We start from the raw sequence: 23,176 nt of genomic DNA on the forward strand, positions 1-23,176 counted from the left end.
CTATTTGTCATCGTCGGAGATGATGGCGAAATCGAGCGGCAGAGCCGTGGTGTACTTGATCTGACCCATGGCAAAGGCCGAGCTGACATCGGTCAAATTGATCTTGCTGATCAGACGCTTGTAAAACGTGTCATAGGCACCGATGTCGGGCACAACGACACGCATGAGATAATCAACATCGCCGCTCATACGATAGAATTCAACGACTTCTGGAAATTCATCGATCACGCCAGAGAATTTGCGCATCCAGGAATCGTTGTGTTCATTGGTCTTGACCGACACGAAGACGGTGACCCCGACGTTGACCTTGACCGGATCAAGCACCGCCACACGCCGTTGAATGATTCCATCTTCTTCCATCTTCTGGATACGGCGCCAGCAGGGGGTGGTGGAAAGCCCCACCTTTCGACCAATCTCGGCGACCGGCATGGTGGCATCTCGCTGCAGGAGCGTGAGGATTTTCCGGTCGATCTTGTCCAATGCCATCTCGATCTCTTGAAATCAGATTTCGCTCAGCCAGTAGAACTTGACCACCAGCGCCAACACAAGTGCCATAGCCACGGTTGACGCGCAATATTATTGCTCTTCGCAATCGAACGAATGCCGAGAGACTATCTTAACGTTCTTGCGCGGCAACAGGCCAGAGCATTCTTGGGCGGCGGACTTTCAACAGGATGGCTGGGACCGGAAATCGGCGAGGCGGTTTCACGCCCTGTTAACCAAGGCGCCCCTAAGGTTCGATCCAGAGCGTCGCGAGCGCGTTTTTGTTCGCAGTATCGAGTAAATGAGTAAGTCTTCCATGTCGGTCCACGACGCCAGTGTCCGCGCACGCCACGGACATGACGGCAAGCGTACAGCACAGAAAGCCGTGCTCGAAGCGCGTCAGCGACTGACGTCGAGCTCTGGTACGCGCGCCGATTTCGATTTCGAGCTCATGCATGATTATGCCGATTCCCGGATCGGCGCGGCGCTGCCCATGGCCGCCATTGTCAGCATTCTGGCGGTTGTCGCGAGTTTCTGGGTGCCCCTGATGGTCACGACCGTCTGGGCGGGCCTGGTCATTTCGAGCCTGCTGGTCGTTGTGGTCACCGCGCGCCGGTTCAAATCGGTCGATCCGCACAAGTTCAACGCAGCCCGCTGGACCACCAGCTTTGTCGCCGCCGAAAGCCTTGGAGGGCTGGCGCTGTCGCTACTGGCCCTGTTTACTCTGGTAACGGACCCCGAGGCACTGGCACCAGTGATGTTTGCCATGGTGCTGGTGAGCATCGCCAGCAATGCCATCGCCACCCACACACTGCCCCCGGCCACGCTGATGAGCACGCTGCCGGTAACGACGACGGTGTCGATTTCGCTGATCGCGTTGGGTGGCACGCTCAACTATACGCTGGCGGCGGTGGCCATTTGCGGTGAGATTTTCTTCGTTTATCTCGCCCGTCAGCTGCACAATTCGGAGCTGGAAACCATTACCCACCAGGCCGAGAAAGATACGCTGATCTATGAGCTGGAAGAGGCGCGCAACATGTCGGACGAGGCGCGCCGACATGCCGAGCAGGCCAATATCGCCAAGAGCCAGTTCCTGGCCACGATGAGCCATGAGTTGCGCACACCGCTCAACGCCATTATCGGCTTTTCCGAGGTGCTGAAATCCGAACTGCTCGGACCACATCAGGTGCCGCAATACAAGGAATATGCTGGTGACATTCACGCCAGCGGACAGCATTTGCTCAATCTGATCAACGAATTGCTGGACCTCAGCCGCATCGAGGCAGGCAAGTATGAGCTCAATGAAGAAGTCGTGTCGCTGGTTGATATCGCGGACGACTGCCGGCGGATGATGGAGCTGCGAGCCAAGTCCAAGAATATCGAACTGGTGTTCAACGTGGGCGATAACCTGCCTCGTCTCTGGGGAGACGAGCGCGCCATCCGGCAGGTGGTGCTCAACCTGCTTTCCAATGCGATCAAGTTCACGCCGCAGCAGGGCAGGATCGTGCTCGTGGTGCAGCGCAGCGGCGATGGCGGGCAGTTGATTTCGGTGAAGGATAACGGGCCGGGCATTCCCGAAAGTGAAATCGCAACCGTTCTGTCTTCTTTCGGCCAGGGCTCGCTGGCGCAGAAGACCGCCGAACAGGGCGCGGGCTTGGGTTTGCCGATCGTGCAGAAGATCATGGACCTGCATCAGGGGCGGTTCGACCTGTTCTCCAAGCTCCGCTTCGGCACTGAGGTGATCGCCACCTTCCCGCGCGCCCGGGTGATGGATGCCCTTGCGCCGGTGGTGGAAAAGCGCAATCGGCTGGAAATCTATTCAGAAGCCGGGTGATCAGTGCGCCGCGCCGAAATTTCGCCGCGATCACGCTGAGGATCGCGTGTCTGGAGGCTCGATGTTTATACGCCCACTTCTGACCGCTTTGGTGCTGCTGGCAACACCATTGGGCACCAATGCCCAGCAATTACCCCTAGCGGTTGATGGTCCTTCTGCGGCGGCGGACGCCGCGGAGTTCGATACCAGCTATCGGCACTCTCCCAGCATATCGGCGCGGATGCAGCGGGAGTTTCTCTCCCGTATTCGCTGGTCGGTCGGGCCCGAGGTGCGAGACAGCCTGGTAGAAGCGTTTAAAGAGCGGAGCCCAAACGAGATCTGGCAGGAGCTTGTCGCGCCGGACGGGCTGACCACCAACAATGTGGCTGACGCGTTGACTTCTTACTGGGTGCTCAACTGGGTTGCAGCCAATGGCGCCTATGCCGTCGAGGTCGACAGTCGCCCGATCCAGCGGCAACTGCGCCAGGCGTTCGCCAATGATCCGAATTTTCTTACGCTCAGCGACCAGCAACGGCAGGAAATGGCCGAGGGCTATATCCTGAACTTTCTGGTCGAGCACGCGGCGCTCAATAACGCTTTAGCGCAACAGGACATTGAGGCGCTCTACACTCTGGCAATGGCGTCGGTGTCGCGCTTTCACGACCAGATGAAAGTCAATTTGCTCGATCTGGTCCCTGGCCCCAACGGTTTCCAGGGTCGACCACAGGACGATTAGACAGACTTGCCGCTGACCGAGGCGCCCTCAAAGGTGGCCATGTTGTCGTGCAGGTGCAGGGCTGTCTTGGCCAGCACAGCAGCGAGGGCAGCTCCGCTCCCCTCGCCCAGACGCATGCCCAGATCGAGCAGGCCGGACTGTCCCATCTTCGAGAGCACCTGTGCATGGGCGCCTTCGGCAGAAACATGGGCGAACAGGCAGTGGTTGATGGCTGCCGGATTGACCGCGTGCGCGATGGCCGCGGCCGCGGTTGCGACATAACCATCGACGATGACCGGCACCTTCTGATGCCGCGCTGCCACCAACGCCCCAAGCATGGCGCAGATTTCGCGGCCGCCGAGGCGAGCGAGGATGGCGAGCGGATGGTCGAGCTCGGCCTTGTGCAGCGCCAGTGCGCGGTCAACGACATCGGCCTTGCGCTTGAGGGCTTCATCGTCGACGCCAGTGCCCCGGCCGACCCAATCGGCGCCGGTGCCGCCATAGAGCGCCGCATAGATGGCGGCCGCGATGGTGGTATTGCCGATGCCCATTTCGCCCAGGCAGATCAAGTCCGGCTTGCCGGCCACCGCTTCCATGCCATAGGCGATGGTGGCGGCACACATCTGGTCATCGAGTGCAGGTTCCTTGGTGATGTCGCCGGTTGGCAGCTCCAGCGCCAGTTCGAAGACCCGCAGATTGATTTCGTGCAGCCCACAAATCTGCGAGATCGCGGCGCCGCCATTGGTGAAGTTGGACACCATCTGGGCTGTGACCTCGCGAGGAAACGCGGAAACACCCTGTTCGGTCACGCCGTGATTGCCGGCGAAAATTGTGACCATCGGATTGTCGAGACGCGGCTTTGAGCGGTGCTGCCAGCGCGCCAGGAATTCCACCAGCCCTTCAAGCTGGCCAAGCGAACCGGGGGGCTTGGTCAATTGGGCGTCACGCTGCCGGATAGCGGTCACGGCCTGCTCATCGCCATCGGGCACGGCCACGAGCAGTTCGACAATGTCAGCAAAGGCAGGGTTGAGTGGCATAGCAGGTCCGGCGCGATATGGTAGGAAGGCGCGCGTCTTGTTGCCCATTACGGAGCGAAAAGCAATTGAGCGAGAACGGAGCTGAAGCCGACCGAGCCGAGCGGATCGACACTGCCAGCCGTGATGCCTATGCGCCGCCCCCCCCTCGGGGCGGAATGGGTCTTTTGGACGATCTGGTGATGGCGCTACGGTTCTTTTCTCGCCTGCCAACAGGCGCCACGTCACATGAATTGCCTGATCTCGGGCGGATCGCCATGGCTCTGCCGCTCGCTTCGGTGGTGATGGGCATTGGACCAGTTCTGTTGCTTGCCGGGGTTTGGCTGGGCCTGCCTGGATATTTTGCAGCAGCATTGTCGGTCGCGGCCATGGTGCTGGTCGGTGGCGGCATGATGGAGGATGCGCTCGCCGATGCCGCCGATGGGCTGTTCGGTGGGCCGACGCCCGATCGACGGCTCGAAATTCTCAAAGACAGCCGCCATGGCACCTATGGGGTAGCGGCGCTGTGCCTGTTTCTGGTTTTGCGGGTAAGCGCCATTGGCAGTGTGGCGACAATCAATCCGCCAGCGGCGGCGGGGCTGTGGCTAGCCGCCAATATTGCCGGACGGTCGGGGGCCTTGTGGGTGGCCGTTGCCCTCCCCCCTGCCCGCGCCGATGGCGCCGCGTCCGCAGTGGGAGCGCTACCCGTGTCGCGATTTGCCATCGGGGCGACGCTCGCTTTGCTGCTGGTCTTCGTCATCGGAGCACCGGCATCAAGCTTGCTTGGTGTCGCTTCTGCAGCTTTCGTTGTTGCCCTGGTCGTTCTGGGGTGGACGGCGCTCTGCAAACGGCTGGTGGGGGGACAAACCGGTGACCTGATTGGCGCGGCGGGGGCACTGGGGGAAATCGCGGCCCTGACCGTGTTGCTGATCTTCGCGTGACGCCTTGAAATCGCCGCGCCAGCGCCCTTAATCGGAATGAGGAATGTGAAAGGTCAGACTTGATGGGCTTTATCGGCATCGCACTGATCATTGCTGCGGGCATCGTGCTGCTGATCAGTGCCGACGTCGGGAGCATGGTCGGGCTGAACCAAATGCAGACGGCGCAATTGGTGCCGCTACTGGTGCTGCTGATCATCTTTGCCGGAGGCCTGTTCACCCGACGTCACCGCGCCTCTGAACTGCTGGGCGGCTTGCTGCTTTGGGTCGGCCTTTTTGGCGTGGCCATGGTGACCTATGCCTATCGCGACGAATTGCTGGGTGTTGTGGGCCGGGTCGCTGGAGAATTGCAGCCTGGCGTAGCTCTGGTGGACAGCGAAGCGGGCACTGCGACCTTCCGGCGCGGCATTGGCGGTCACTTCGAGGTCAATGCCACGATCAATGGCCATACCACCCCGATGATATTCGACACGGGCGCGAGCGCTGTGGTGCTGACCATTGCAGATGCAGAGGCCGCCGGTGTGAACGTCGAGGGGCTGCGCTACAGCGTTCCGGTATCGACGGCCAATGGCCAGGGGCTCGCCGCCCGGACGCGGCTCGACAGCATTGAAGTGGGCGGCATCATGCGGCGGAACCTGACCGCCTTTGTCACCGAGCCAGGAGCGCTGGAGACCAGCCTGCTGGGCATGACGTTTCTTGAGACCCTCAGCCGATACAGCGTGACGCAGAATTCTCTGGAACTGGTGGATTGAAAAAGGGGCGGGCCCGCAGGCCCGCCCCAGGATTGTCAGCTCACCGGGAACTGGGTGGCCTGTCCCGCCACAATGTACCAAGTCACGAATAGCGCGTTTATGAACGCTCCCGGCAGATAACTGCCGGTTCGCCGATAGGTGAAGGTGGACAGGAAGGCGATGATGGTCATCAGTGGCAGGAACTGGATGGCGATCACCGTGTTCAGCGGTTCCTCGATGCTGAACAGATGACCGGCAAACAGCAACCAGCCATACTGGAATGCCAGGAAGACCAGAAAGCCCAGCGCCAGTGCGCCGATATTGGACAGATACTGCTTGAGGCGGCTGTCCCCGGCCACCGTCAGTCCGGTATGCAGGCCGCGTAGCGCCAGCACGAAGAACAGGGTGAACGGCACCAGATAGACCAGCGCAATCTTGGCCTGAACCAGGCTGAGGGGCTTGAGCGCCACAACCCAGAAGCGGAAGTCGATCTTGAAGAGGAAATCCGCTGCCAGGACAAACAGGTAGCCGATGCCGACCGTCGCCAGTGCGATCAGGATAGAACCGGAGATATTGCCCCGGGCGTTGACCTTTTCACCCCGCAGCACAAGTCCGACCAGGAAGACGATAAGGCCGTTCAGCACCGCCCAGAAGGCGATCTGGCTGGTAATCGTCTGCGGCAGCAGCGCCGAGGCCGGGAGAAGCTGCTCACCCCAGCCGAAGAACAGGTAGTAGGTCAGCACCGGGACAAAGGCGCTGATTGCAAAGCCGAGCCACCACTTGGCACCACGCTCCGAATGCGCCGCCTTGACCGGCGTGTCGCGCAGATGGGCGAAGGCCTGAGCGCCCAGTAGCGCCTGAAACGTGCCAGCCAGCAGCACCACGAAACCGACCAGCGCGATCAGCGTGCCAATTTCCTTCCACAACCAGATCTGGTCGGAAGACGGCAAGGGTTCGGCCCCATCCAGTGTCTCGGCGAACCAGTCGATGGAGTAACCGATGGCTTCGGGCGAGATGTGATCGCCCGGATGGGTGGTGTTGGGCATTTGGAGAATGCGGGCCGTGCCCTGGGCGATATCGCCATAGACCTGGCCAGGCACCACGGCCTGATCGGTGCCAAAGACCGCCTGCAGCTTGGGGCTGTCAGCAACATCCTGGGCCCGGTCGACATTCCACATCAGCTGCGAGAATTCGTCGTATTTGGAGAAGACGACCGCAAGATTGCGGGGCCATTCCGGGGTCCCTTCCATGGCGAAGGGTGCGCCGGTGCTCGAGCCTTCGAGCACGAGGGACTTGTAGGCGTCAGGCATGGTGGCCGCCGCCGCTAGCACGGTCCAGCCGCCCATGGAGTGGCCTTCAAGGCCAATATTGTCGGTATCGACGATGTCGAGACCGCGCAGATAGGCCAGTGCGCCGGGCCCGCCAAAGCCGTTAGCGAAGGCCGGACCGTCGGAATAGCCATGTCCGGACTGGTCGAGAGCCAGGACGACATAGCCGCGCCGCGCATATTCTATCGCAAAGCCGGACTGGGTCTCGCGGCTATTGATATAGCCGTGCACCGCCAGGATCGCCGGGGCCTTGTTTTCCGCCGAGACGCCCGGAGGCACATAGAGCAGGCCGCTCAGGACCTGGCCGTTATTGCCGTTGAAACGGATATCGCGAATGGATATGCCGCCTGATGTCTGAATGAAGTGCGCAAGCAATGCGCCGATGAGAATGATGACCCATCCTAGGTGGAACAGGCGAAGGTTCTTGTTCAGCAATTTTGCCCCCATTGGCCGTTTGGAACGTCAACCGAAGGGTGGCTTATACCGCGATCCGAAACAAAATCGAATGAAAACGAAAACCTTCCACCACAAAGCGAAAGGCTAATTCCACTATGCCGGAGCCAGCGCCCGCTCTTCCACCGCTGCCAGAGCGCGGCCGAACACCTCGGGGCCGGCATTGGGACGGCAGGCGTCGACGCTGAGGATCTGGCGGAACTGGCGGGCGCCCGGCCGGCCATTGGCGAGTCCCAACATGTGGCGGGCGATATTGTTGAGGCGGGCACCGGCCTGCAACTCATTCTCGGCGTAATCCGCCATCAACGTCATGACCCCGGTCAGATCTGGCACTGGACGGGGGTCGCCAAAGACCCGCGCATCGACTTCGGCGAGCAGCATGGGATTGTGATAGGCGGCCCGCCCCAGCATGACGCCATCCACATGGTCGAGATGCTCCATGGTCTGGTCGATGGTTTCGATGCCGCCATTGATCGTGGTCGGCAAAGGTGCCAGCCGCTTGGCCAGCCGGTGCACGCGCGGGTAGTCGAGCGGCGGGATCGTTCGGTTTTCCTTGGGGCTGAGCCCCTTTAGCCAGGCCTTGCGGGCATGGACGTAGAGCGCATCGACGCCCGCTTCGACCATGGCGTCGGCGAAGCGATCAAGGCTCTCTTCGGTATCCTGATCGTCAATGCCGATCCGGCACTTGACGGTTACGGGTCGATCCGTGGCATCGCGCATGGCGCGAACGCAGGTGGCGACCAGCTCGGGCTCGGCCATCAGACATGCTCCGAACCGACCGGACTGGACCCGATCGGACGGGCAGCCGACATTGAGATTGATTTCGTCATAACCGAAGGTTTCAGCAATCGCCGAGGCCTTGGCCAGTTCTGCGGGGTCGGAACCGCCAAGCTGGAGCGCCACCGGATGCTCGACAGCGTGGAAGCGCAGATGGCGTTCGGCATCGCCATGCACGATGGCGCCGGAATTGACCATCTCAGTGAACAACAAGCTATGGCGCGTCAACAGGCGATGGAGGAAACGGCAGTGCCGATCCGTCCAATCCATCATCGGGGCCACCGAGAAGCGGCGGGCCCGTTGCAAGGTGATCGCGCTGTTTTGGTCAAGCTGCGGCAAAAGTCCGGCGTCCTTGGTGTGTTTTGTGTCCTGCGGCCCGAAATAGTGCGGAAGGTGCGCTCATGCAATCTCCCCACTGATCTGGATCAGTGCGTGATGCCACGCGTTGATGTAGTGTGGGAACACAATTAAGCGTCAAGGGAGTTCGCCATGTATGCCAATATCGTGTGCGGTGTCGACGGATCTGATCTCTCCAACAAGGCGCTGCGCCATGCGCTGGCGCTGGCAGCCAAGACCGGCGGCAAGGTCACTGCCGTAACCGTTACGGAACCCTCCATCATCGTTGCGCCGGGAGCCGAGATCATGATGGTGGACACCAGCTCAATCATCGAAGACCTGGACAAGGCGAAAGAAGAAACCGCCCAGAGCATCCTGACGGACGCCGAAAAGATCGCTGGAGAAACCGGCGCCCATCTGGCGCAGATGCACGTGGCCAACAGCCACGCTGCCGAGGGAATCCTGCACGCGGCCAAGGAGCTTTCCGCCGATCTCGTCGTGATGGGCTCGCATGGCCGGCGGGGGTTGGGGCGCTTGTTACTGGGCAGTCAGGCCTCCGAAGTGCTGGCCCATGCGGATATGCCCGTGCTGGTGGTCAAATAGAACTAACATGTCAGTGGTGGCATGGTGGCGAGAAATGGTCTAAGTCGCTCCGCATCTGTTCAAATCAGGTTCGGCCATGACCCAGACCCCTCCCCGCCATGTTGCCGTCATCGATATCGGCAAGACCAACGCCAAGGTGGTGCTTATCGACAGCACCACTGGCGCGCAGATTGCCGCAGAGGGTGTGCCGAATACCATCCGCACGGACGGGCCTTATCCCCATGCCGATGTCGAGATGCTGTGGGGTTTCATTTTGAGGGCATTGAAGGGGCTGCACCAAGACCATGGGCTCGAGGGCATCTCCATCACCACGCATGGGGCCACAGGCGCGCTGCTGGCGGGCGACGAACTGGCCCTGCCCGTACTCGATTATGAATTTGACGGACCCGAGGCTGTCGCAGCCGACTATGCGGGCGTCCGCCCTGGCTTCAGCGAGAGCCTGTCCCCTCGTCTCCCAAACGGGCTCAACTGGGGGGCGCAGCTTTATTGGCAATCCCGAGAGTTTTCCGAGGATTTCGCCAGGGTGACGGCCATTGTGCCCTACCCGCAGTACTGGGCATGGCGACTGACAGGTGCGCTGGCGAGCGAGGTGACATCGCTCGGTTGCCATACCGATCTCTGGGCGCCGGATCGCGGCGATTTTTCCAGCATGGTCGACGCGCTGGGCTGGCGCAACCTGTTTCCGGGTGTGCGGCCGGCTGCATCAGTCATCGGCACGCTTCAGGCGGACATTGTCTCGGAAACCGGATTGTCGACCGACACGCCGGTAACCTGTGGCATTCACGACTCCAATGCTTCGCTGGTGCCGCATCTGGGCCATCATGAGGTGCCATTCACCATCGTCTCCACCGGCACCTGGTCGATCCTGATGACGGTGGGCGGCGATACCGGGGCGCTCGATCCGGGCAGGGATAGTCTCGCCAATGTCGATGCCTATGGCCGGGCGGTACCTACGGCGCGTTTCATGGGCGGGCGGGAATTCGACACTTTAGTGCCGGACATCGCAGAGCCGACCGAGGCAGATCTGGCGTTTGTGCTAGCCAATGACGTACAGGCGCTGCCGAGTTTTGCGCCTGGCGTCGGGCCATTTGGCGACAAGACCGGGCGCTGGAGCTGTGATCCGGACAGTCTGACGCCTGGTCAGCGCACCGCGGCGGCCTCGCTTTATCTGGCGCTGATGGCGCGTGCCTGCCTGGACCTGTGCGGTCTGGGCCGCAGCATTACGCTGGAAGGGCCGTTGGCACGCAACCGGCTGTTCGGGCAGGCCCTGGCGCAACTGAGCGGGGTGCCGGTGTTCGCGTCGGGCGATGCGACGGGAACAAGCCTGGGGGCCAGCCTGTTGTTCGGTGGGGTCTTGCCTGAAGCCGGGGGCAGCCATGCGCTTGTCCCCCTGCAAGCTGAGGGGCTTGCGGCCTATATTGAAAGGTGGAGAGAGCGCGCACAAGAGTGATGCGCACGCACCCCAGCTAATGGAGCACCATATGCCATCCCCTAGACATAAAGTCGTCATTGTCGGCGGGGGATTTGGAGGCCTGTCGGCGGCCAAGGCACTCAAGAAGGCTGATGTCGATATTGTCCTGATCGATCGGCGCAATCACCATCTGTTCCAACCACTGCTCTATCAGGTCGCCACGGCGGCGCTGAGCCCGTCCGAAGTCGCGTGGCCGATCCGGCATCTACTGCGCCGGCAGGGCAATGTGCGGGTGCTGATGGGCACAGTCATTGGCGTCGATACCGAGGCACGTGAGGTCCTGCTCGAGCACGGCGAACGCGAAGGCTATGACAGCCTGGTGCTGGCGACGGGCGCACAGGATTCTTATTTCGGCAATGACGAATGGAAGCGCTTCGCACCGGGTCTCAAAACGGTGGAGGACGCCACGGCGATCAGGCGCAAGCTGTTGCTGGCCCTTGAGGCCGCGGAACGTGAGTCTGATCCGGAACGGCGCCGGGCATTGCTGACCTTCGGAATCATTGGCGCGGGTCCAACGGGTGTCGAACTGGCGGGCGCGATCGTGGAACTGGGTCGCTCCAGCATCAAGGGACAATTTCATACACTGGACCCGGAGGCGCTTCGGGTCGTGCTGATCGAGGGTGGCGACCGGGTCCTCTCGAATTTCGACAAGGAGCTTTCGGACTACACCCACAAGGCTCTCGAAGACATGGGCGTTCAGGTGGAACTGGGCGAGATGGTCAGCTCGATAGACGCCGAGGGGATCAGCTATGGCAAACGGCGGCTGGAAACGCGCACCGTCATCTGGGCCGCTGGCGTTGCCGCAACTCCGGTTGCCGAGTGGCTAGGCATAAAGGCAGACCGCGGGGGGCAGATCAAGGTAGCGCCGGACCTGACCGTGCCTGGCCTGCCAAACGTCTACGTCGTTGGTGACGTGGCCAAGGTCAGTCGGGCCGACGGCAGACCGGTCCCGGGGGTGGCTCCGGCCGCCAAGCAGGAGGGGCAATACGCGGCAAAGGCCATTCAGGACCGACTTGCCGGGCACGAGGTCGAGCCGTTTGTGTACAAGCATGCCGGTGATCTGGCGACTATCGGGAAAAGCTCAGCGGTGATCGATTTCGGTTTCACCAAGATCAAGGGCTGGGCCGCCTGGTGGCTCTGGGGCATTGCCCATATCTATTTTCTGGTCGAAACCCGCACACGCATTTTCATCACGCTGAGCTGGCTGTGGATCTATCTCACAGGCCAGCGCAGCGCGCGGCTGATCACCCATGGGGAGGCGACGAGCCAGAAACCGCTTGATGAAGTGGACGAGGACTAGCGCGCGTTGAGTACCACCGTATCGGGCTTGGCCAACTCACGCTCCCGCAACCAGATATAAAGGCCGGACCCGATGACAATCGGCGCGCCGACATAGAGCCAGACATCCGGCGGCTGGTTGAAGATGATCCAGCTCGCCGCCGCCAGAAAGAAAATCTGGAAGTAGGAGAACGGAGCCAGCACGGTCGCTGGGGCCAGGCTCGAGGCCACCGTGATGAGCTGGTGACCGACAAAGCCAAAGACGCCGATTGAGAAGAAGACGAACCAGCCGTCGGCTGTGCTGGGGAACGACCAGAAGAACGGCACGACCGGCAAGAGGAAGACCGTGGCAAAGATGCCTACATAGAACTGGCTGGTGGCGGCGCTGTCATAGCTGGACACCTTGCGGGTGAGCAGCATGTAGAAGGCCGTGCTGAGTGCCGCAGCAAGCGAAAGCAGGGTTGCGGGGTGGAAGGCGTCGCTGCCCGGCCGCACAATAACCAGTACACCGAGGAAGCCGACCGCGATGGCGCTCCAACGGCGCCAGCCGACCTGTTCACCCAAGAGCGGCACCGACAGGGCGCAGATCAGCAGTGGTACGGTGAAGGCGATGGAGCCGGTAACGGTCAGTGGCAGCAACTGCACGGCGAGGAAATTGCAGCTTGTTGCGCCCAGCAGGGCCAGCGCGCGAAAGAACTGCAATCGAATATTGCCTGAGCGCACCATCGTCCTGCCGTGGCGCGGCAGGTGTATCGTGGCGACGAGTACAAGGTGGATCGCGTAGCGCAGAAAAACGATCTGAATGAAAGAGATGCCAACCAGCCCGAGCCATTTGGCCGAGGAATCGATGCCGGTCAACATGAGATAGGCGGCAAGCGCCAAGCCGATGCCCAGCAGACGTTGCTCTGCGGGCGGAGAATAGGGACGAGACATCTAGAGTTCCAGAGGCCGCAGAGGGTTGCGACCGCTGGCAAGGCTGGACAAGAGCGCCGCCCAAGTCAATGACCGGGCGGCATTTTCTTGTATGGAAGCGAGGGACTAAAACGTCTCTGCCAGGTGCTGGACTTTCAATGAGCCAGCAAGATCGCTGGAGCTGACCGAGTGTCCATGGCGCGGAATGAAGCTCAGTTCCACGGGCCTGCCTGGCAGCAAGGTGATGGCATTGTCCGAGAAATAGCCCGGTGCATCCACAGTGGCCGTGGTGAAGAAGGCCGGCTTGTCCGCCTCAAGGGTGAGCACGGCCTTGCCATCCCGATCCGACCATTCGGCGCGAATCTCGGCTCCGACCAGCTCGTATGCCTTGTAGGGCTTGGGGAAATAGTCATTCTCGCCCAAGATGTTGCCCTGTGCGTCCCGCCAAACGAAGTACAGAAATTCGTCTTCGGCCAGGTCAGCGAAGGGGATATCGGCCACCGTGATTGCTGCATCCGGACCAACCGCCGAATTTCCGGAAAAGACCACGCGGCTTCCGCCCGTCACCTTGACGGCAGTTACTTCGAGCGCAATCGACACCGGCTTGCCGGTATCGTTGATGGCCCGCAGGGCGATCTGGTCGGGCAATTGTCCTTCGACCGGGGTGCCACGCGTATTGGTCTGCACTTCGGTGATCTGGGGCACGGCAACGACGTTGACAGGCAAGAAGAAGCGCCGAGCCATGTAGTGCATCAGCTTCCACTGCCCGCCATAGTCCAGGCTGGACCAGCTCGCCACCGGCCAGATGTCGTTGATCTGCCAATAGAGCGTGCCCATGCAGCGCGGCTTGGTGGAGCGCCAGTATTCGATGGCGGTCTTGATGGCGAGCCCCTGCTGGATCTGGGAGAGAAACACCATCTGCTCAAAATCGCGCGGGAAGCGGAAATAGCGCGTCATGGTTTCAAGAATGCGCGCGTTGCCGCCTGCATTGCGCTGGTGGTTTTCCATGACGGGCGATGACGGATTGCGATCCTTTTCAAGCGCAAAAGTCTCCACGACATTCATTGAGGTGAAGGACTGGAAGCCGAACTCTGAGGCAAAGCGCGGATTGACCGTGCGGTAGGCCTCAAAACTCTTGGCCGAGTGCCAGACGTCCCAATAATGCAGGTCGCCGCGCGTATCGGAGTGCCAACCATCGGAGAAGTCCATATAGCCCAGCGAGGGGGAGGACGGCCAGAAGCGGCGCGCCGGGTCTTCATCCTCGACAATGCGATGCAGCATCGAGTTGAGCCGGTCGTAATTGGCGATGTAGCGTTCCTTGTCCGCCTTGGTCTCGGGATACCAGTCGAGCGAACCGATCACCTCGTTATCGCCGCACCAAAGGGCAATCGAGGCGTGGTGGCTCAGCCTGTGCACCTGCTGGGTGATTTCGGTCTCAACACTTTTGAGGAATGTACGGTCTGACGGATAGCTCATGCAGGCAAACATGAAATCGTGCCAGATGAGAATCCCCAGTTCGTCGCAAAGGTCGTAGAACCAGTCGGGTTCATACTGTCCGCCACCCCAGATGCGCAGCATATTCATGTTTGCCGCCTTGGCGCTTTTGAGCAGGTCGCGAATGACGGCGGGGGTGACACGGCTGGGGATGGCATCAGCCGGAATCCAGTTGGCACCCATCATGGTGATGTCGCGACCGTTGATGCGGCACTTGAAGGTGTGATCGATCTCGTCCTTCTCCACGACCCAGTCGAGCTGGCGCAGACCGATCTTACGGTTGGTCACTTCGCCCTCGAGATTGGTCACAAGGTCGTAGAGCGGCTGCTCCCCCTGCCCCGCCGGCCACCAGATCTTCGGGTTCTCGATGGTCACATTGTGAGTGACGACGTTGTCGCCTTGCTGGACCACCACCTTGTCGGTGATGACCTGACCATCGATATTGTGTTCGAGTTCAACCTCTCCTTGAGCAAAGGCGAAAAGCCGAGTCTTTATCGAGAGTTCGACCGAATTCTGGCCATGGGCCTGATCGACCTGGACGCTTTCCTGCCGGGCCAGGCGGGACTTGCGCAGGCTCATGGTGCCGTAGACGCCAATGGGCATGAGGCAGATGCCCCAGTCCCAACCCGCATGGCAGGCCGCCTTGCGGATAAAGTTCATGTGGATACCCTTCAACCCATTGGTCTGGTAGTTCTTGGTGAACGGGATCGGGAAAGGGTGAGCATCAGCGCGCGCCTTGGCGACATCCGGCGCGATATCGAAATCGATGCGCAGCGTGTTTTCGCCAGCTTTCACCTTGCCGGTCACATCGATATCGTTTCGCACGAAGCTGTTGTCGGTCCGCGCAATCTCCTCGCCATTGAGGAAGATGGTGGCGATGCAATCCACCTCCGCCAGTGTCAGGGTCAGGTAGCCGTCGATATCGGTAGCTGCCGCGGTGAACCGGCGCTCGACGCTCCACGCCGTCTCGTTGACCCACATCACCTCTTTCTCGTTCTCACCGAAATAGGGATCGGGGATCAGGTCTGCGGCCAGCAGCGCGTGATGAACATCACCGGGCAGGTTCATGATCGTTGAAATGTCCCGCGTGCCTGCGGTCAGCGTGAATTCGCCACCCAGATCAAGAGCGGAATTGTGGGTTGAAACGGCCATGAAACTATCCTCCGATTCCGGCATTTGCCGAACTGCGGTGGCCAATACCAGTCTCTGCAATCGATTTCAATGCAACGTTACAACGCGTTTCCGCCCTCCGGCATGCCAGGAAGATGGCGAAACCGTGACCCACCAGCGCTTTCCCAAGCCTCCCCGGAAGCGTATCGTTCGATGGGCAAAATGCGGGAACAAGAGCCACGGTCGATGAGCGGCCAGACGGGCCTGCAGGGGATTTCGCCAAAAGTAAGGGAGACGTCGCATGAACAAGTACATGTTGGCCTATCACGGCGGAGGCATGCCAGAGACACCAGAGGAAGGTGCCAAGGTCATGAAGGCATGGAACGACTGGTATGGCTCGCTCGGCGACAAGCTGGCCGACGGCGGAGCCCCCCTCGGGCGCTCAATGACCGTGGGTAGCAAAGGCGTGGAGGAAGGCGGCGGCCCAAATCCGCTGTCCGGCTATACGCTGGTCAATGCCGATAGCCACGAAGCGGCCAACGAGATCGCCAAAGGCTGTCCGATCCTGAGCGACGGCGGCACGGTGGAGGTGTGTGAAATCCTCGAAATGTAGGGATTTCTTCGGGCACTTGCCGCACTTGTGGAATTAGCCGGCAGAGGGCGGCGCTTTTGCGCCGTCCTCAGGCCTCCTGTTGTTGGCTACCACATCGTGGCGCCTTCCAATATTTGTCCGGATAACCCCGCCAGCGGAAACGTTTTTACAGATGCGTTAGTAATTATCCGCATAGGCTCGCCGCATGAAAGGCGAGCGAGCACTATGTCTGTATTCAGGCGCTTCTTAAATACCAATCTGTCGCCGACTGACACGCCTGAACTCGCCCTCGCACAATGGCGGGCCCTGAGCCGTCAGGTGCCATTGATGTACATCATGCTGGTCGCCAACACGCTCATTCTGGCGTGGACGCATCTGGATGCCGCGCCAGTAGAACTGACCGTCTATATTCCGGCTGCGCTGACAGCCATCTGTTTCCTCAGGACCATTATTTGGTGGCGCTCGAGAGAACGCGTAATGAACCCGACCAGGGTTCGTTCCCAACTCCGCGGCATCATCTGGACCGGAGCAGCGGTGGCTTTGGGCTTTACCGCCTGGAGCTTCAGCCTGTTCCCCTATGGAGACGCGCATCTCCAGTCACAAATAGCCTTCTATATGGGCATCACCACTATCGGCTGCATGTTCTGCCTGATGCATGTCCGCGTCGCGGCCCTTGCCGTAGGCATCTGCGTGCTGGGGCCATTCACTGTGTTCTTCTCTGCGACGGGAGAAGAAACCCTGGTCGCCATTGCGGTCAACATGGTTCTGGTCGTCGCCGTCCTGCTGATCATTCTGCTGAGCAATTCTCGCGACTTTGCAGATCTGGTCGCCTCACGCAGTGCCATAGCTCGACGGCAGTTGGAAACCTTGCGTCTTGGCGAGGAAAACCAGCGGCTGGCCAACATGGATACCCTCACGGACCTGCCCAATCGGCGCAGCTTCGATCGGCATCTCGCCACGGTTCTGCAGGAAGCGGAACTGGAGGGGCGGCGGATCGTGGTAGGCCGGCTCGACCTGGATGGGTTCAAGTCGATCAATCAGATCTTCGGACAATTGGCGGGTGACAGAGTTCTCGTGGAAGCGGCGCGTCGTATCGACTCGCTGCGTCGAGCAGATACGTTCCTGGCCCGGCTGGAAAGCAATACATTCGGCCTGATCCTAGTCGAACCGATAGACCGTCAAACCCTTGTGCACGCGGGTGAAGTCCTGTGCGGCGCCATGCGCCTGTCCTTCGAACAGCCCGAAGGCGTCATCCGCCTGACGGCATCGGCGGGGTTTGCCGTCTCCGAACCCGGCGACACCGGTGACCATCTCTTCGACCGTGCAGATTATGCCTTGTCAGCGGCAAAGCGGGAGCAGCGCGGCAGCGCAGTTATCTTCTCGGAGGTCCATGCAAAAGAGATCAGCAAGGTCCGCCATATGGAGCACTTGCTGTATTCCGCCGATCTCGACGATGAAATCTATGTGGTGCTGCAGCCGCAATATGATGTTTCGCTCGGCGCAACCACCGGGTTTGAGGTACTGGCGCGATGGCGCAGCCCAGTCCTGGGCGAAATTTCTCCGGCAGAATTCATTCCCATGGCCGAACGCACCGGGCGGATCAGCAATGTCACTCAGAGCGTGCTGCGCAAGGCCCTGGCGATCAGCCGGACGCTACCGCCAAGCATCAGGCTTTCGGTCAATCTTTCCGCAAACGACATTGGCTCAACCACGGCCATCGAACAGATCGCAGCGCTCTTTGACCGCAGCCGGGGTCATTGTCAGATCGACTTCGAGGTGACCGAAACGGCTGCGATGCGCGATCTCAAACAGGCCAATCGGTCACTGTTGACGCTGCTTGGCCTTGGAGCTCGGATTGCGCTGGACGATTTTGGGACCGGGCATTCCAGCCTGACGCATGTGCAGCAATTGCCATTGCATCGGATCAAGATCGACCGCAGCTTCGTGGCAGAGGTCACCAACGACCTCGCCAGCCGCGCCATCGTCAAGACAATGGTCGATCTATGCCGCAATCTGGGCATCTCGTGCGTGTTCGAAGGGGTGGAAACCGAGGAGCAATTGCAGGCGCTGGTCGCGCTGGGCGGGACCGTCATGCAAGGCTATTTCTTCGGGCGCCCCATGGCCGTGGAAGAAGTCGGGGCCTATCTGAGGCGGGAGCGCACTCCGCAACGCGATGGCAGGGTTGCAGGCTGAAAGAAGGGCGGCGCCATTGGCCCCGCCCTTACCGATCTACTGCGCCGCGACTTCGGCCTGATCTACGTCGAGGAACCCACCCGACTGACGCGCCCAGAGCTGGGAATAAATCCCGCCACTGTCGACCAACTCGGCATGACTTCCCTGCTCGACAATGACACCCTTATCGAGCACGACAAGCCGATCCATCATGGCGATAGTGGAGAGCCGATGGGCAATGGCAATCACCGTTTTGCCTTGCATGAGCATCTGCAACTGCCCCTGAATGGCGGCTTCGACCTCGGAATCCAGCGCTGAAGTAGCTTCGTCCAGCACCAGGATGGGCGCGTTCTTGAGCAGAACACGGGCAATGGCGATGCGCTGGCGCTGGCCGCCCGACAGTTTGACGCCGCGCTCGCCAACATGAGCGTCGTATCCCTTGCGGCCCTGCGGATCGGTTAGCGTCTCAATGAACTCGGCAGCTTCGGCCTGTTCGGCGGCCGCGCGCATCATCTCCTCGGTCGCATCAGGGCGGCCATAAAGAATGTTTTCGCGAACCGAGCGATGCAGCAAGGAGGTGTCTTGCGTGACCACGCCGATATTGGCGCGCAGGCTGTCCTGCGTGACGTTGCCAATATCCTCGCCATCAATGAGGATGCGGCCATCGGCGCGATCGTAGAAGCGCAGCAGCAAATTGACCAGGGTCGACTTGCCGGCGCCCGAGCGACCAACCAGCCCGATCTTCTCGCCGGGTCGTACATGCAGGTTGAGCCCCTCAATGACGCCCGAAGCCTTGCCATAGTGGAAGGCGACATTCTCGAACTTGATGTCACCTGTAACGCGCGGCAGTGCCTTAGCCTCGGGCTTGTCCTGAATAACGCGCGGCAGGGAGATGGAATTGATGCCATCCTTTACCGTGCCGATATTCTCGAACAGCGACGACATCTCCCACATCACCCACTGGCTCATGCCCTGGAAGCGCATGACCAGGCCCAGTGAAACGGCCAGAGAACCTGGCGACATCAAGCCCTGCATCCAAAGCCAGATTCCCATGGCACCGACCGCGAAGAGCAGCAGCGAGTTGGACCAGAGCACCAGGATGTTGAGCACGGTGAACAGGCGCATCTGCCTGTAGACCGTGTCGAGGAAGCCATCCATAGCTTCCTTGGCGTAGGACTCCTCGCGATTGGAATGGCTGAACAGCTTTACAGTCGCAATGTTGGTATAGCTGTCGACAATCCGCCCCGTCATCATCGAGCGCGCGTCGGCCTGAGCCTGGGAAATCTTGCCCAGGCGCGGGATGAAATAGATCATGAGCGCCGCATAGCAGGCCAGCCAGACCAGGAAGGGGATGGCCAGTCGCCAGTCCGTCGAAGCTGCCAGGATCACCGCACCGGTAAAATAGACGACGACATAGACCAGCATGTCGAGCAGCTTCATCACCACCTCGCGCACGGCGAGCGACGTCTGCATGAGCTTGGCTCCGATGCGGCCGGCAAACTCGTCCTGGAAGTAGCTCATCGACTGCCGGATCAGGTAGCGATGCGCCATCCAGCGGATGCGCTGGGGGAAATTGCCCAACAATGTCTGGTGCATGGTTAGCATCGAAACCAGCATGATCGCGGGCACGACGATGACGATCATCGCGGCCATCAGCGCCAGCTTCCAACCGTCGGTCTCAAGGAACGTGGCGGGATCTGCGTCGGCCAGCCAATTCACTACGTCGCCAATGAAGCCAAAAATGATGACTTCACCGATGGCCACCAAGGCGGCAGTAAGGGCCATCAGGAGCAGCCAGCGCTTGGCGCCTTTGCTGTAATGAAGACAGAACTCCAGCAATCCCTTGGGGGGTTCGGTCGGGTCGCCCTTGGGATAGGGATCAAGTCGTGATTCAAACCAGCGCAACATGTCTTAAGACCATTCGTTCAAAGCGGCATCGGTTCAGTCGCCCATACCTGTGCGACCTCAACCGCAGTTGAGGTCAAGGCATATCTGGCCGACGGTTCGAAGCCGCGCGGAAATTTCGGAACCATCGCTCATGCGACCGAAAAAGGCACAGAGGAACGACGTGCAGGCGGCTGCCTAGCATCCTCTCCTCAAAGCGTCCCAATTGACGCCACAAGAGTCATGCTATGCAGTCGAGAGCCGCATAGGATACACGAGAATGCAGAATCGGCTGTCACCAGACGGCCACACCTTAGTCAGAACACCATGACAATTGGACCGCTTCATGCGCACCGAGAGTGAACAGACCATCTACCTCAAGGACTATGCCCCGACCCCGTACCGGATCGTGTCAGTAGAGCTTGATTTCAAGATCCTGGAAGAAAGCACCCGCGTGCGGGCGCAACTGACTGTGGAGCCGCGCGAGGGCACCGCGCCGGGCACGCCGTTGGTGCTCGACGGAGACGAGCTAAAACTCGACTCGATCGCGCTGGACGGCGCGCCGCTGATGCAGTCCGCTTATGCGAGCGATGCCAATTCGCTGACTCTGGTGGAGCCGCCGCACAAGCGTTTCGTGCTCGAAACCGAAGTCACGCTGAACCCGGCAGCCAATACCAAGTTGATGGGGCTTTATCGCTCCAGCGGCACGTGGTGCACGCAATGCGAGCCGGAGGGCTTCCGCCGGATCACCTATTATCTCGACCGCCCGGACGTACTCGCCCCGTTCAAGGTACGTATGAGCGCACCAAAGTCCGTGGCGCCGGTCTTGCTGGCCAATGGCAATCTGGTCGACCAGGGCGATCTGGGCGAGGGCATGCACTTTGCCGTGTGGGAAGACCCTTTCCTCAAGCCAGCCTACCTGTTTGCACTGGTTGCGGGCGATCTCGGGTCAATCAAGGACAGCTTCACCACGATGAGTGGTCGCGAGGTCGAGCTGGGCATCTATTGCACCCATGGCAAGGAAGCCGAATGCGCCTATGCCATGGACAGCCTGATCCGCTCCATGGCCTGGGACGAGCGCCGCTTCGGACGGGAATATGACCTGGACGTCTTCAATATCGTCGCCGTATCGGATTTCAATTTCGGCGCCATGGAGAACAAGGGCCTCAATATCTTCAACGACCGGCTGGTCTTCGCCAAGCCGGAGACCGCCACTGATGCCAATTATCATGGCATCGAGCGGGTCATCGCGCACGAATATTTCCATAACTGGACCGGCAATCGCATCACTTGCCGCGACTGGTTCCAGCTCTGCCTGAAGGAAGGGCTGACGGTATTCCGCGACCAGGAATTCACCAGCGACGAGCGCAGCCGTCCGGTGCAGCGCATCCATGACGTGCAGAACCTCAGAACCAGCCAGTTCCCGGAAGATGGTGGTCCGCTGGCCCACCCGCCGCGTCCGGACAATTATCGCGAGATCAACAACTTCTATACGACCACGGTCTATCAGAAGGGTGCGGAGATCGTACGCATGCTGGCCACCATGCTGGGCGAAGCCGGCTTCCGCAAGGCGATGGACCTCTACTTCGAGCGCCATGATGGTGATGCCACGACCATCGAGGCCTTTATCAAGGTTTTCGAGGATTCGAGCGGGCGCAACCTCAGCCAATTCGCCACCTGGTATCTGCAGGCAGGAACGCCGCAGGTGAAGGTCTCGGATAGCTATGATGCTGCCAGCCAAAGCTACACGCTGACCCTCAGCCAGACCAATGACCCCACGCCGGGCGAACCCACCAAAAAGCCTCTGCTGATCCCCGTGCGGTTCGGGTTGATCGGCCCAAATGGCAGTCCGCTGGGCTGGACCGGCGTATCTGGCGGCACGGTGGAAGACGATCTGATCCTGTTCGACAGCGATAGCGCAACGTTGACGTTCGAAGGTGTCGCCAACAAGCCGGTGCCCTCGCTGTTCCGGGGCTTTTCGGCACCGGTCAAGCTCAGCACCAATCTCAGCCAGGACGACTTGCTGTTCCTGGCACGCCATGACAGCGACCCGTTCAATCGCTGGGACGCGTTGCAGACGGCATCGACCACCCTGATCGCCAATGCGGCACAGGGTAAGGCATGGTCCGAGGATGACGTCGACGCCTTGCGCGCCGCACTTATTGATACGCTGGAAAATGGCGAGCTTGATGACGCCTACAAGGCGCAGGCACTGGACATTCCGGCCGAGACGGTCGTCGGCCGGTACATTGGCAAGGACGTCAACCCGGATGCGGTTGCCGCTGCCCGCAAGGGGCTGGTCACGGCCCTGGTGTCGCCGGTCGCATCCAAACTCGCCAGCACCTATGAGGCGTTGGCAAGCAGCGACGCCTATAGCCCCAACGCGGCGCAGGCCGGACGTCGTTCGTTGCGCAATGGCCTGCTGTCTTTGCTGACCACCGGGTCTGACCGTGGCGCCGCCCTCGCAGCCAACCAGTTTGAAGTAGCGACCAATATGACTGACCGCTATGCGGCAATGGCCATTTCGGTGCGCAACTGGACGAGTGAGGCAAGCGCCCTGCTCGGCGCGTTCCGTACACGCTTCGCCGGTGATCCGCTGGTGTTCGACAAGTGGCTAACGGCTTCAGCCCAGGCGCCGGACGAGGACGTGATTGATCGGATGCGTGCGACCCTGGCGGCACCGGACTTCCCCAAAACCAACCCCAACCGGCTGCGCTCGCTGCTGGGCAGTTTCGTGATGGCCAATCCGGTCCAGTTTACCCGCGTGGACGGGGCCGGATTCCGGTTCATTACCGAGGCGGTGGCCGAGATCGACAAGGTCAACCCGCAGGTCGCCTCGCGCATTCTTACCGGCTTCCGCGTCCTGCCGATCCTGGAGGCGTCGCGCCGCGAGGCGGGCATGACCGCCCTCCAGGCGCTCAAGGAGCAGCATACGCTTAGCCGCAATGTGGGCGAAATCCTCGACCGCATCCTTGCCGGCTAAGCGAGCGTAACGGGGGACGGCGAGGCCGTTCCCCGTTCGACAGGTGGACAGTCGCTGCGGGACAAATTTTTTGGAAGAATTTTTCTTCTC

At 60.6% G+C, this 23,176-nt stretch carries 17 protein-coding genes; 10 read left to right on the forward strand and 7 right to left on the reverse strand.

Translation table 11 applies throughout. From position 1 onward, the window contains the following. Positions 1-480, reverse strand: coding sequence for an Lrp/AsnC family transcriptional regulator (locus tag GGR20_RS03145; protein ID WP_104894700.1), 480 nt, complete (start codon positions 478-480; stop codon positions 1-3). Between the two features lie 304 nt (positions 481-784). Between GGR20_RS03145 and GGR20_RS03150 the strand changes: the two genes are divergently transcribed. After that, positions 785-2,317: a sensor histidine kinase gene (locus tag GGR20_RS03150; protein WP_246349369.1), complete on the forward strand. Its 1,533-nt coding sequence runs from the start codon at positions 785-787 to the stop codon at positions 2,315-2,317. 61 nt (positions 2,318-2,378) lie between these two features. Continuing rightward, complete coding sequence (locus GGR20_RS03155) at positions 2,379-3,032, forward strand: DUF6683 family protein (RefSeq protein ID WP_183309747.1); 654 nt, start codon at positions 2,379-2,381, stop codon at positions 3,030-3,032. On the opposite strand, the gene cobT is transcribed toward GGR20_RS03155, so the two are convergent. Then, positions 3,029-4,048: a nicotinate-nucleotide--dimethylbenzimidazole phosphoribosyltransferase gene (cobT, locus tag GGR20_RS03160; RefSeq protein ID WP_183309748.1), complete on the reverse strand. Its 1,020-nt coding sequence runs from the start codon at positions 4,046-4,048 to the stop codon at positions 3,029-3,031. The genes GGR20_RS03155 and cobT overlap by 4 nt on opposite strands. A 65-nt stretch (positions 4,049-4,113) precedes the next feature. Between cobT and GGR20_RS03165 the strand changes: the two genes are divergently transcribed. Together GGR20_RS03165 and GGR20_RS03170 are read left to right on the forward strand one after the other, a co-directional pair. Further along, positions 4,114-4,965 (forward strand): adenosylcobinamide-GDP ribazoletransferase, encoded by an 852-nt coding sequence (locus GGR20_RS03165; RefSeq protein WP_183309749.1) that lies wholly within the window; start codon positions 4,114-4,116, stop codon positions 4,963-4,965. Between the two features lie 62 nt (positions 4,966-5,027). After that, positions 5,028-5,714 (forward strand): retropepsin-like aspartic protease family protein, encoded by a 687-nt coding sequence (locus GGR20_RS03170; protein ID WP_183309750.1) that lies wholly within the window; start codon positions 5,028-5,030, stop codon positions 5,712-5,714. A 35-nt stretch (positions 5,715-5,749) separates the two neighbouring features. Here GGR20_RS03170 and GGR20_RS03175 read toward each other — a convergent pair whose 3' ends face one another. Both GGR20_RS03175 and dusA read right to left on the reverse strand, forming a co-directional pair. Next, the gene (locus tag GGR20_RS03175; RefSeq protein ID WP_246349370.1) at positions 5,750-7,456 is read right to left on the reverse strand and encodes an alpha/beta hydrolase family protein; all 1,707 of its coding nucleotides are present in this window, start codon (positions 7,454-7,456) and stop codon (positions 5,750-5,752) included. Positions 7,457-7,570: 114 nt separating this feature from the next. Further along, positions 7,571-8,590: a tRNA dihydrouridine(20/20a) synthase DusA gene (gene dusA, locus GGR20_RS03180; protein ID WP_276511862.1), complete on the reverse strand. Its 1,020-nt coding sequence runs from the start codon at positions 8,588-8,590 to the stop codon at positions 7,571-7,573. A gap of 150 nt (positions 8,591-8,740) precedes the next feature. Here dusA and GGR20_RS03185 point away from each other — a divergent pair, with 150 nt between their 5' ends. From GGR20_RS03185 to GGR20_RS03195, 3 genes are all read left to right on the forward strand, one after another. Further along, positions 8,741-9,190, forward strand: coding sequence for a universal stress protein (locus GGR20_RS03185; protein WP_183309752.1), 450 nt, complete (start codon positions 8,741-8,743; stop codon positions 9,188-9,190). A gap of 76 nt (positions 9,191-9,266) precedes the next feature. Further along, positions 9,267-10,640: an FGGY-family carbohydrate kinase gene (locus GGR20_RS03190; RefSeq protein ID WP_183309753.1), complete on the forward strand. Its 1,374-nt coding sequence runs from the start codon at positions 9,267-9,269 to the stop codon at positions 10,638-10,640. A gap of 31 nt (positions 10,641-10,671) precedes the next feature. Further along, positions 10,672-11,961, forward strand: coding sequence for an NAD(P)/FAD-dependent oxidoreductase (locus tag GGR20_RS03195; RefSeq protein ID WP_183309754.1), 1,290 nt, complete (start codon positions 10,672-10,674; stop codon positions 11,959-11,961). On the opposite strand, the gene GGR20_RS03200 is transcribed toward GGR20_RS03195, so the two are convergent. Together GGR20_RS03200 and GGR20_RS03205 are read right to left on the reverse strand one after the other, a co-directional pair. Then, the gene (locus tag GGR20_RS03200; RefSeq protein WP_183309755.1) at positions 11,958-12,872 is read right to left on the reverse strand and encodes a DMT family transporter; all 915 of its coding nucleotides are present in this window, start codon (positions 12,870-12,872) and stop codon (positions 11,958-11,960) included. The genes GGR20_RS03195 and GGR20_RS03200 overlap by 4 nt on opposite strands. A gap of 105 nt (positions 12,873-12,977) precedes the next feature. Beyond that, positions 12,978-15,497 (reverse strand): beta-mannosidase, encoded by a 2,520-nt coding sequence (locus GGR20_RS03205; RefSeq protein ID WP_183309756.1) that lies wholly within the window; start codon positions 15,495-15,497, stop codon positions 12,978-12,980. A 259-nt stretch (positions 15,498-15,756) separates the two neighbouring features. Here GGR20_RS03205 and GGR20_RS03210 point away from each other — a divergent pair, with 259 nt between their 5' ends. Together GGR20_RS03210 and GGR20_RS03215 are read left to right on the forward strand one after the other, a co-directional pair. Next, positions 15,757-16,068 (forward strand): YciI family protein, encoded by a 312-nt coding sequence (locus tag GGR20_RS03210; RefSeq protein WP_183309757.1) that lies wholly within the window; start codon positions 15,757-15,759, stop codon positions 16,066-16,068. Between the two features lie 204 nt (positions 16,069-16,272). Continuing rightward, complete coding sequence (locus GGR20_RS03215) at positions 16,273-18,240, forward strand: putative bifunctional diguanylate cyclase/phosphodiesterase (protein ID WP_183309758.1); 1,968 nt, start codon at positions 16,273-16,275, stop codon at positions 18,238-18,240. A gap of 36 nt (positions 18,241-18,276) precedes the next feature. On the opposite strand, the gene GGR20_RS03220 is transcribed toward GGR20_RS03215, so the two are convergent. Continuing rightward, positions 18,277-20,127 carry an ABC transporter ATP-binding protein gene (locus GGR20_RS03220; RefSeq protein WP_183309759.1) on the reverse strand — a complete coding sequence of 617 codons (1,851 nt, stop codon included), beginning with the start codon at positions 20,125-20,127 and terminating at the stop codon, positions 18,277-18,279. 322 nt (positions 20,128-20,449) lie between these two features. On the opposite strand from GGR20_RS03220, the gene pepN reads away from it, so the two are divergent. After that, positions 20,450-23,086, forward strand: coding sequence for an aminopeptidase N (pepN, locus tag GGR20_RS03225; protein WP_183309760.1), 2,637 nt, complete (start codon positions 20,450-20,452; stop codon positions 23,084-23,086). The last annotated feature ends 90 nt before the right edge of the window (positions 23,087-23,176 follow it).

It is taken from the genome of Devosia subaequoris (assembly GCF_014197055.1).
Lineage (GTDB): Bacteria > Pseudomonadota > Alphaproteobacteria > Rhizobiales > Devosiaceae > Devosia > Devosia subaequoris.